Below are 10,472 nucleotides of genomic sequence, written 5' to 3' on the forward strand. Positions count from 1 at the left end.
TTTAAATTTGTCGATGCAATTTACTGCTCAGGAAATAAGTTTATTGCTCAACGGGACTGTTGAGGGTGATGCTTTTGTGAAAGTGGATAAGCTGGCTAAAATAGAAGAAGGTGAGGCTGGGAGCCTTACATTTTTGGCCAACCCCAAGTACGAACAGTTTCTATATACCACCAACGCTTCGGTGGTTATCATCAATCAGGATCTGCAGCTTACAGCACCAGTAAAAGGCACCCTGATACGCGTTGAAAATGCTTACAGCGCGTTCACCGTTTTGCTCGAACAATACAATACCCTAAAACTAAACAAAAAAGGCATCGAAGAGCCTTGCTTTATACACCCAACCGCGCAAGTTGGTGCCGATCCTTACATTGGTGCTTTCGCTTATATTGGTACCAATGTGAAGATTGGTGATCATTGCAAAATATATCCTAATGTTAACATTGGCGATAATGTTACTATAGGCAATAATGTTACCTTGTTTTCGGGAGCTACCATTTATTTTGATTGTGTGATAGGCAATAACGTCATCATTCATTCAGGAGCCGTAATTGGCAGCGATGGATTTGGTTTTGCACCCAATCCCGACGGTACTTACACAAAAATTGCGCAGATTGGTAATGTGGTTATCGGTGATGATGTGGAGGTTGGCGCCAACACGGCTATTGACAGGGCCACTATGGGTTCAACAGTTATAGGCAAAGGTGTAAAGATAGATAACCTGGTGCAGATAGCACACAATGTTGAGGTTGGCGAGCATACGGTTATTGCAGGTCAGGCGGGCATATCAGGAAGTACCAAGATAGGCAAAAACGCTGTTATAGGCGGCCAGGTAGGCATTTCAGGGCATATAAATATAGCCAATGGCACGCAGTTATCTGCACAAAGTGGTATAAACAGTTCCATTACCGAAGAAGGTAAGGTTTGGGGAGGTACGCCTTATATGTCTTATAAAGATTATCTTCGCGCGCATTCCAAACTAAGGAAACTGCCCGAGCTGGATCGCAAGGTATACGAACTTGAAAAATTAATTGAAGAACTGAGAAAGAAAGGTCATTAGTTCACTGGTTCATTAGTTCATTGGGTTTTGCCGGTGAGTTAATGAACTATTTACCAATGAACAATTGAACTAATGAACCAATGAACATTACAAAATGAATGTAAAACAAAGAACTATTAAAGCGCCGGTATCGGTTTCGGGTACAGGCTTACACACTGGTCAGCGTGTAACCATGACCTTTAACCCGGCGGCAGAAAACCATGGCTATAAATTCAGAAGAATTGATATGCCAGGTGCGCCGATCATTGATGCCGATGTTGATAATGTGACCGATACTTCGCGTGGTACCACCATTTCACAAAACGGGGCCACCGTAAACACGGTTGAACACGTGCTGGCAGCTTTAGTGGGTATGGAGATAGATAATGTGCTGATAGATATGGATGGCCCCGAAACACCCATTATGGATGGCAGCTCTATCCAGTTTGTTGACGTGATCATGGAAACCGGTCTGGTTGAACAGGAGGCCGATCGCGAATACTATCATATACCCTACAATATTCATTACTCCGAAGCCGACCGTAAAGTGGAGATGGTGGCTATGCCGCTTGATGATTATCGCTTTACCTGTATGGTTGACTATAACTCGCAGGTACTGGGTAGCCAGCATGCCAGCATATCAACCATTGCCGAATTTAAAAAAGAAATTGCCTCTTGCCGTACGTTTTGCTTTCTGCATGAGCTGGAAATGCTGTTAAAGCACGATCTGATTAAAGGCGGGGATCTGAACAACGCCATCGTAGTGGTGGATAAAGAGGTTGATGAAGAGGAGCTGAGCCACCTGGCCAAACTTTTTAACCGTAAAGACATTAAAGTAGCGCCACAGGGCATTTTAAATAATATCGAACTTCGCCATCAGAATGAGCCCGCAAGGCACAAACTGCTGGATATGATAGGCGATTTGGCCCTGGTAGGTGTTCCCTTGAAAGGACATATCATGGCTGCCCGGCCAGGGCACGCGGCCAACGTTGCTTTTGCCAAAAAGATAAAAGCGCTGATCAAAAAAGAGAAGAGCCGTAAACACGTAAAAGTGTATGATCCTAATATGACGCCGGTATATGATACCGTTCAGATCATGAAAATATTGCCCCACAGGCAGCCAATGCTCATGGTTGATAAAATATTGGAGCTATCAAAAAGCCATGTGGTAGGATTAAAGAATGTAACCATGAACGAGGATCTGTTTATGGGGCACTTCCCTGGTTCGCCGCTTTTCCCAGGCGTATTGCAAATAGAGGCTATGGCGCAAACCGGGGGCATACTGGTATTGAATACCGTGCCTGATCCTGAAAATTATATTACCCTTTTCCTGAAAATAGAGAACGCCCGCTTTAAAGACAAAGTTGTACCCGGCGATACCATTATCTTCCATTGCAGCCTGGTAGCTCCTATCAGACGCGGGATTGCCCAAATGAAAGGTATTGGAATGGTTGGCTCACGTATTGTGGTAGAAGCCGAACTGATGGCCCAAATTGTAAAAGTTAATAAATCTAACGAAGCATGATCCAACCCTTAGCATACATACACCCGCAGGCCAAAATAGCCGACAACGTGGTGATAGAGCCTTTTGTAACCATCCACAAGGATGTTGAAATTGGCGAAGGTACCTGGATCGGCTCCAACTCCGTAATTATGGATGGTGCCCGCATCGGTAAAAACTGCCGTATATTTCCTGGCGCGGTAGTATCTGCCCCACCGCAGGATCTGAAATATAAGGGCGAGCAAAGCACCGTATCCATAGGCGATAACACCACCATACGCGAGTGTGTTACCCTTAATCGCGGTACCGCGCTGGATAAAAATACCACCACCATTGGCAGCAATTGCCTGCTGATGGCTTATGTGCACGTAGCACACGATTGCGTTATCGGCGATAATGTGATCATTGCCAACTCGGTACAATTAGCCGGGCACATCAATATTTATGATTACGCTTTTGTGGGCGGTTCATCTGCTGTACATCAGTTTGTTGAGATCGGTGCGCATAGCATGATATCAGGCGGATCATTGGTACGTAAAGATGTTCCTCCCTTTACCAAGGCGGGGCGTGAGCCTTTATCCTACGTGGGTATCAATTCTGTTGGTCTGCGCCGCCGGGGTTTTTCGGCAGCAACCATTAATGAGATCCAGGAGATCTACAGGATCATATTCCTGAAAAAATATAATGTGAGCAAGGCCCTTGATATTATCGAGGCTGAGTTTACCCCAAGCATCGAACGCGACGAGATCATTAACTTTTTGCAAAACTCGCAAAGAGGTATCATGAAGGGCTTCGGGAATACCTGATAGTTCATGGGGTATAGTTGATGGTTCATAGTAAAAAGAATTGCATTGAGTTATGAATCAGGAGATTTCCATAAACTATGAACCATCAACCATAGGCCTTCCATGATCTATGAACCATTATCTATAAGCTAAAATGAACATCACCCTTCAAAACATCGGCCGTAGATTTAACCGCGACTGGATTTTCAGAGGGGTTGATTATACTTTTAACAGCGGCGGGGCTTACGCTATATTAGGCCCAAATGGCTCGGGCAAATCTACACTGCTGCAGGTTTTAAATGCCAGTCTGAGCCCATCGACCGGAACTATCGACTATACTTTTCAGAATAAACCAGTTCACCCAACAGAGGTGTTTACCCATCTGAGTCTTGCCGCGCCCTACCTGGAGCTGATCGAAGAGTTTACGCTCACAGAAATGGTTGATTTTCATTTTAAGTTTAAACAGTACAAACCGGGTATCGATAAAAAAGAACTGATAGGACTACTGAGTTTGGCTAAAAGCGAAAACAAGCTGATCAGGTATTTTTCGTCGGGGATGAAACAGCGTTTGAAGCTGATAATGGCCTTTTGTGCCGATACGCCTATCCTGATGCTGGATGAACCCACCTCCAACCTGGACACCCAGGGCGTCGACTGGTACCTGGGTCTGGTAGAGCAGTTTGCACACAACCGGCTCACCATTATCTGCTCTAACCAGGAACACGAGTACAGTTTTTGTAAAGAGCGCCTGAGTATTTCGGATTATAAGGGTTAGTGAGTAGTTGATTGAGTTAAACTCAGTAAAACATGGTAACTCAATCTAACTCCATTGTCCTAATCTAACTTAATCAACCAAATCAACTACTTAACCAAATCAACCACTCACTTAATCAACCACTTGTATCTTTGCCGATAAGTAGCTAAGTTTGCGGCCTCAATATTTTTTTATGGCTAAAGCATCAGATGTTAAAAATGGAAATGTGCTTCGCTTTAACGGCGAATTAGTGCAGGTTGAAGAGTTTTTACACCGCACACCAGGTAACTTACGTGCATTTTATCAGGCCCGTATGCGTAACGTAAAATCGGGTAAATTGGTTGAATACCGTTTCCGTACCGATGAAGAGGTAGATATTGCCCGGGTTGAAACAAACGATTATCAATATTTATATGACGAGGGCGATTCATTGGTAGTAATGGATAACACTACTTATGATCAGCACAGCGTACCAAAAGCATTATTTGGCCCTGCGGTTAAGTTTTTAAAGGAAGGCATGAACGTGATTGTAGCTTTTGAAAGCGAAGAACCGATCATGGGTTCTATCCCGGGCTCGGCCGAACTGGAAATTACCTACACCGAACCGGCGGTTAAAGGCGATACTTCAAGCGGCGCCCTTAAAAACGCTACCGTTGAAACTGGTGCCGAGATCCGTGTTCCCCTGTTTATCAACATTGGCGACAAAGTAAAGGTAGATACCGCTACAGGCGCCTATGTTGAGCGTGTGAAAGCGTAAAGCAGAGCCCCTTAGCGCCCCCTGAAGGGGGAACTTTTGAATTGCATATTACATTTCAGTATAAAAAGGAAAGAGGCGCCATTTGGCGCCTCTTTCCTTTTTATATATTATAACTTTCCATATCCGCTCGCAATGACGCGGTGGTTAATCGCTCCCCCTTTAGGGGGGGCGGGGGGCCTAAAACTCCAGCTCCAGCAGCACCGGGCAATGATCTGAGTGCTTAGCCTCGGGTAAAATGGCGGCGCGTTTAATGTTGGCTTCCAGTTCGGTACTGACCATGGCATAATCAATACGCCAGCCTAAGTTTTTACCTCTTGCCCCTGCTCTGAAACTCCACCAGGTATAGTTATGTGGTTCTTTGTTGAGATGACGGAAGGTGTCGATAAATCCCCCTTCAATAAATTTCTCCATCCATTCACGTTCTTCGGGCAAAAAGCCGGAAGAGTTGGCATTTGATTTAGGGTTGTGAATATCAATAGGACGGTGACAGATATTATAATCGCCGCATATCACCAGCTTGGGGTACTGGCTTTTAAGCAGGGTAAGGTATCTGCCAAACTCATCTAAAAAGCGGTATTTAAACACCTGGCGCTCATCGCCGCTGGAACCCGAAGGGAAGTAAACGCTCATGACAGATACTTCATCAAAATCAACACGGATGCAACGGCCCTCGCGGTCAAAATCGGGGATGCCGCAACCGTATTCAATATGTTTAGGTGTTTGTTTACTAAAGATGGCGGTACCGCTATAGCCCTTTTTCTCGGCCGGGAACCAGTAATGTTTGTAGCCCAGCTGATCAACCAGGCCAAGATCGGTCAGTACATCAGGTGTAGCCTTAATTTCTTGCAGGCAAACCACATCGGCATCAGTAGCCTGTAACCATGCCAGCCAGTTTTTGTTGATAGCCGAGCGGATACCATTAACGTTATAGGTAATTATTTTCATTTCGGATTTGGGATGTTCGATTTCGGAATTAGGATGCCAAAATACGATATTTTAGTTTTTACTTGATTCACCAGTAATTAAAAATCCGAAATCGAACATCCGAATTCCGATATCAGCGCAGGATTTTATCCAATTGGTTGCATTCCTTTTTGCTGAGTACTTCCACAGTCATGGGTACATCAGTTAGCGGCCGGTCACATTCATCTTTTTTTACGGCGGCGATACGGTCTACCATATCAAGGCCCGAAACTACTTCGCCATAAACTGTATAATTTTGGTCGAGGTGTGGTACGCCGCCCACAGATTTATACCATTCCCTTTGCCATGCCGGTATTTTGCGTCCCTTCAGGCGGGTTTTTTCTAATGTATCCAGCCGGCCATCGGTAAACCGTTTACCCTCGGTGATATAAAACTGGCACCCGCTCGACGCTTTTTTTGGATTTTCGTCACGTGCCGCTGCCAGTACACCACGCTTGTGGAAAAGACTGTCCCTGAATTCGGCAGGTACGGTATAACCCACGTCGCCATCACCCAGCTCCAACCCTGGTATCGCCTTTTTAGAGTCGGGATCGCCACCCTGGATCATAAAATTTTGTATCACCCTATGAAATAAAGTGCCGTTGTAAAAACCTTTTTTAGCCAGTTTTATAAAATTATCGCGGTGCAGGGGCGTTTCGTTATACAGGCGGATGATACAATCGCCATAGCTGGTTTTGATGCGCACGTATTGGTTTTTGGGTGGCCCGGCAAATGCAGCGACACTTAATAAAAGCAAACTTAGGGTAAGGAGTTTTTTCATATATCGTTAAGTTGGTTAGCGCTCGCAATGACGTTATCTTTTTACGTTTTTACGCTCTTTGCAGTGAAGCCGCAAAAGGCGGTTAATTCCCTTCCAGTTCCTCAAAATAATTAATCATCAACGATTTGAGGATCATTTCCTGTTCCAACAGGGTATAGTTGGGTATTACTTTAACTCTTTTCCAATGCGGCCAGCCATCCTGATCCAAACCTTCCAGCTCATAAAAACCCAGCATGCTAAAAAGGCGGCAATTGGCAATATGCATCAACTCTTCCTTTTGGCGTTTGCTGAATTTGCGTGGCCCCTGGCCAAGTTCCTGCACGCCAATTAAAAACAGCATCACTTTCAGATCGGGTTTTTCGTTATCAAAATCCTGGGCAATACGTTGCTGCAGCGCATCCCATTTCACATTAATTTCGGCAGGTGTCATGCCGGCAAAGATAAGAATAGTTCATAGTTGATGGTTCATGGATAATAGTAAAAGAGTAATGTCAAATAGTACGCATAACCTCTTACTATGAACTATTATCCATGAACTATGAACTTTTTCCCACATCCATGAACCATCAAGCATGAACAATAAATGATATAGTGTGCGATTATCATTAATGTTACAATGTTGCATTATTTTTAACATTTTATTAACTACTTTTGCATCATCTTTGTAAAAAGGTATTTTAAGGGTGAAAAAAAATAAATTACATATCCTATACTCCTGGCTATTACTCATTTGCTTTATAGCGGGTCAATATGTTGTTTATACTCACCAACACCTGCTTGCCAAAACAACCGGGACAGAATACGCCACTCATCATCACCATCAGCAACCGCAACAACAAACCCTTAAGGAAAAATGTTACCTGTGCGATGCCATGCATCATCAGGCCGCAGTTATTGATCAGGCATTTTATTTAATACCCCAGGTAGCTACATTGCATTTTTTTAAAACCAGCGACTATGGTTTTGTAAGCATAGGCCTTGTGCTGGCTGCCGGACGTGCCCCCCCTGCACTTTCATAATATTAGTTTTTTTCTTGCAAAATAGCGCCACCATTGGTGTGGTATTTATTGATCCCCAAATTTTTTTATTATGAAATTAAAGCTAATTAGTAGCTTATTATTGCTTTTTATAGGTTTTTCTGCTTTTGCCAATGCCCATACAGTTACTACAAAAAAAGCAGCTGTTGAAGAGGCTGTAGGCACTTTAACCGGTACAGTTACCGATAAAACCGATGGCAAACCCGTTATTGGTGCTACCGTAAGCATCCCCGACTTACACACCGGCGCCATTACCGATGTAAATGGTAAATATGTGTTAAACCATGTGCCCCGCGGTGTTTACCTAGTACAGGTAAGTTACCTGGGTTATGCTACTTTTAATCAAAAGGTTGATCTTTCCAAAACATCGGTGTTTGATGTGAAGCTGCAAGCCTCGTCATTAGAAGCCGGTGAAGTTGTAGTAACAGGCGTAAGTAAGGCTACCGAAATAAAACGCAGCCCTGTGCCTATGGTAGCCGTTGGCAAAACCTACCTGGAACAGCGTGCTGCTTCTGGTAATATTATCGATCAGATTGCTAATTTGCCGGGTGTAAGCGCGGTTACAACCGGTCCAAACATATCCAAGCCGTTTATACATGGTTTGGGCTATAACCGGGTAATTACTTTACAGGATGGCATTCGCCAGGAAGGCCAGCAATGGGGCGATGAGCATGGTATTGAAGTTGATCAAAACTCGATTGACCGTGTGGAGATCATCAAAGGCCCGGCCAGCTTAACTTATGGGTCTGACGCTATTGGCGGTGTGGTTAACCTGATTACGCCCGCCCCGGTTCCCGAAGGTAAAATATTAGGTTCGGTGCAAGGTATTTATGGCACCAACCAGGGTTTACTCAACGGATCGTTCAGGTTACAGGGTAATCAGAACGGCCTGGTTTGGGGAACGGTAATATCGGCTAAAGAAGCCAAAAATTACCAGAACCAGCAAGATGGCCGGGTATACGCCACCGGTTATCAGGAAAAAGACGCCCGTGTAATGGTGGGCCTCAATAAATCATGGGGTTACTCTTATTTTCATGCTTCTGTTTTTGATGATAAACAGGATATCCCGGATGGCAGCCGCGATTCGCTTACCCGTCAATTCACCAAGCAAATAAGTGAAGATGGCGCTACTGCTATCGTTCCGGAATCTGAACTAAACACCTACCGCATCCCGACCCTACATCAACGCGTTCAGCTTTACCGCATCTATAACAACAGTAACTTTATTTTAGGCAATGGCAACCTGCTGGTTAACCTGGGCTACCAGCTTAGCCACAGGCGTGAGTATACCCACCCTGAGTATGGTGATATCCCAGGCTTAAACCTGCACCTGCATACTTACACCTATGATATTAAATACAACTTTAACATTGGTAATGATTATGAAACCACATTTGGTGTAAATGGTCAGTATGGTAAAAATACTATTGATGGCGCCACCGATTTCCCTATCCCAGCGTACCATCAATTTGATATCGGACCTTTCTTTGTGATCAAGAAAAGCTTTGGCAAACTGGATCTGTCTGCCGGCGCCCGTTTTGACTCACGCTCCTTCACGGGTAATGCTGCTTATGTGGATACTATTGGTGGCCCGCATGGCTTTCCGCAATTATATACCGGGCCAAACCCTGCCACCGCGCCAAATGTGGCATCACAGTTTGATGCGCTTAGCAAAACCTTTACAGGCTTTTCAGGAAGCTTTGGAGCAACCTACAATGTATCTGATCAGTTTTTGGTTAAGGCTAATCTTGCCCGCGGTTTCAGGGCGCCAAGTATTGCCGAACTATCCGCCAATGGCCCCGACCCTGGCTCGCAGATCTATCACGTAGGCGACAAGAATTTTAAACCGGAGTTCAGTTTTCAACAGGATATCGGCGCGTTTTTAACATTGCCAAATATCTCGGCCAGTGTGGAGTTGTTTAACAATGAAATTTCCAACTACATATTCCAGCAACAGGAGCTAAATCCCGATGGCAGCCCGGTGATCACCCAAGGCTATAACACTTTTACCTATGTACAAAGCAAAGCCCGTATATACGGTGGCGAAGTTAATGTTGACTTACACCCACTGCCTTGGTTGCACTTTGAAAACTCGCTGAGCTTAACTTACGGCGAAAACAAAGGAAATGGCGGTCCGGTAGCCGATAGCTTAAAATATCTGCCATTCATACCACCATTGCATACCCACTCAGAATTGCGCGGCAATTTTAACGGTGGCTTCGGCGACTTTAAAAACCTGTACGTTTTTGTTGGCTTTGACCATTACAGCGCCCAAAACCGTTTCTTTGCCGCTTACGGTACCGAAACAGCAACAGCAGGTTACAATCTGTTAAGCGCAGGGTTTGGTGGCAACATTGTTAACAAGGCCGGTCAGCCGGTGCTTAAATTGTTTATTGAAGGTACCAACCTGGCTAATGTAAATTACCAGTCAAACATGAGCAGGCTTAAATATTTTGGCAATCCTACCGCTCCCGATGGTATCAATCATGGTATTTTTAATATGGGCCGTAATATCAGCTTTAAGGTGGTTGTTCCGTTTGGTTTCAACACCGGTAAAAAATCATCATAAGTTAATTTATCCCTAATTAATGAAAAGGTCCTGCTGGTAAAGCGGGGCCTTTTTTGTTGAGAGTCGACTCACCCCGACATCGCTGTGCTCGTCACCCCTCTCTCCGCGAAGCGGAGGGAGGGGATTTTATACTTTTATTTTCTCTACCCTCTTTCCGCCGCAGGCGAAGAGAGGGCGGTCCAGCGAAGCGTAGACCGGGTATTCTAGGTTTCTTATATTTCCAAATTTATTTTGCAAAAGCATTTTCTAAGCCGCTCTTGTATAGTTTTCAACATACATTTCACCTCTT

Annotated in this window: 10 protein-coding genes; 7 read left to right on the top strand and 3 right to left on the bottom strand. The window is 44.6% G+C overall.

Going from position 1 to position 10,472, the window contains the following annotated elements:
- Positions 1-13 precede the first annotated feature (13 nt).
- From lpxD to efp, 5 genes are all read left to right on the top strand, one after another.
- Entirely contained in the window at positions 14-1,057 is a 1,044-nt protein-coding gene (gene lpxD, locus FHW89_RS07650) for a UDP-3-O-(3-hydroxymyristoyl)glucosamine N-acyltransferase (protein WP_172334423.1), read from the top strand.
- A 94-nt stretch (positions 1,058-1,151) separates the two neighbouring features.
- On the top strand, positions 1,152-2,561 hold the full coding sequence (locus FHW89_RS07655) for a bifunctional UDP-3-O-[3-hydroxymyristoyl] N-acetylglucosamine deacetylase/3-hydroxyacyl-ACP dehydratase (protein ID WP_172334424.1): 1,410 nt from the start codon (positions 1,152-1,154) through the stop codon (positions 2,559-2,561).
- Positions 2,558-3,343 (top strand): acyl-ACP--UDP-N-acetylglucosamine O-acyltransferase, encoded by a 786-nt coding sequence (gene lpxA / locus FHW89_RS07660; RefSeq protein ID WP_076371333.1) that lies wholly within the window; start codon positions 2,558-2,560, stop codon positions 3,341-3,343. The genes FHW89_RS07655 and lpxA overlap by 4 nt, the downstream gene beginning before the upstream one ends.
- Before the next feature lie 133 nt (positions 3,344-3,476).
- Complete coding sequence (locus tag FHW89_RS07665) at positions 3,477-4,097, top strand: ATP-binding cassette domain-containing protein (RefSeq protein WP_172334425.1); 621 nt, start codon at positions 3,477-3,479, stop codon at positions 4,095-4,097.
- Positions 4,098-4,269: 172 nt separating this feature from the next.
- Positions 4,270-4,833 (top strand): elongation factor P, encoded by a 564-nt coding sequence (gene efp / locus FHW89_RS07670; protein WP_172334426.1) that lies wholly within the window; start codon positions 4,270-4,272, stop codon positions 4,831-4,833.
- Positions 4,834-5,010: 177 nt separating this feature from the next.
- Here efp and FHW89_RS07675 read toward each other — a convergent pair whose 3' ends face one another.
- The 3 genes from FHW89_RS07675 to FHW89_RS07685 all read right to left on the bottom strand — a co-directional run bounded on the left by FHW89_RS07675 (position 5,011) and on the right by FHW89_RS07685 (position 7,007).
- Complete coding sequence (locus tag FHW89_RS07675) at positions 5,011-5,778, bottom strand: exodeoxyribonuclease III (protein ID WP_172334427.1); 768 nt, start codon at positions 5,776-5,778, stop codon at positions 5,011-5,013.
- Between the two features lie 112 nt (positions 5,779-5,890).
- Positions 5,891-6,577: a peptidylprolyl isomerase gene (locus tag FHW89_RS07680; RefSeq protein WP_172334428.1), complete on the bottom strand. Its 687-nt coding sequence runs from the start codon at positions 6,575-6,577 to the stop codon at positions 5,891-5,893.
- Between the two features lie 82 nt (positions 6,578-6,659).
- On the bottom strand, positions 6,660-7,007 hold the full coding sequence (locus tag FHW89_RS07685) for a hypothetical protein (RefSeq protein WP_166092174.1): 348 nt from the start codon (positions 7,005-7,007) through the stop codon (positions 6,660-6,662).
- Positions 7,008-7,260: 253 nt separating this feature from the next.
- Between FHW89_RS07685 and FHW89_RS07690 the strand changes: the two genes are divergently transcribed.
- Positions 7,261-7,596 carry a DUF2946 family protein gene (locus FHW89_RS07690; RefSeq protein ID WP_172334429.1) on the top strand — a complete coding sequence of 112 codons (336 nt, stop codon included), beginning with the start codon at positions 7,261-7,263 and terminating at the stop codon, positions 7,594-7,596.
- 70 nt (positions 7,597-7,666) lie between these two features.
- The gene (locus tag FHW89_RS07695) at positions 7,667-10,183 is read left to right on the top strand and encodes a TonB-dependent receptor (protein WP_172334430.1); all 2,517 of its coding nucleotides are present in this window, start codon (positions 7,667-7,669) and stop codon (positions 10,181-10,183) included.
- Positions 10,184-10,472 lie beyond the last annotated feature (289 nt).

The sequence above is a fragment of the Mucilaginibacter sp. SG564 genome, from assembly GCF_013149275.1.
In the GTDB taxonomy this organism is placed as follows: Bacteria; Bacteroidota; Bacteroidia; order Sphingobacteriales; family Sphingobacteriaceae; genus Mucilaginibacter.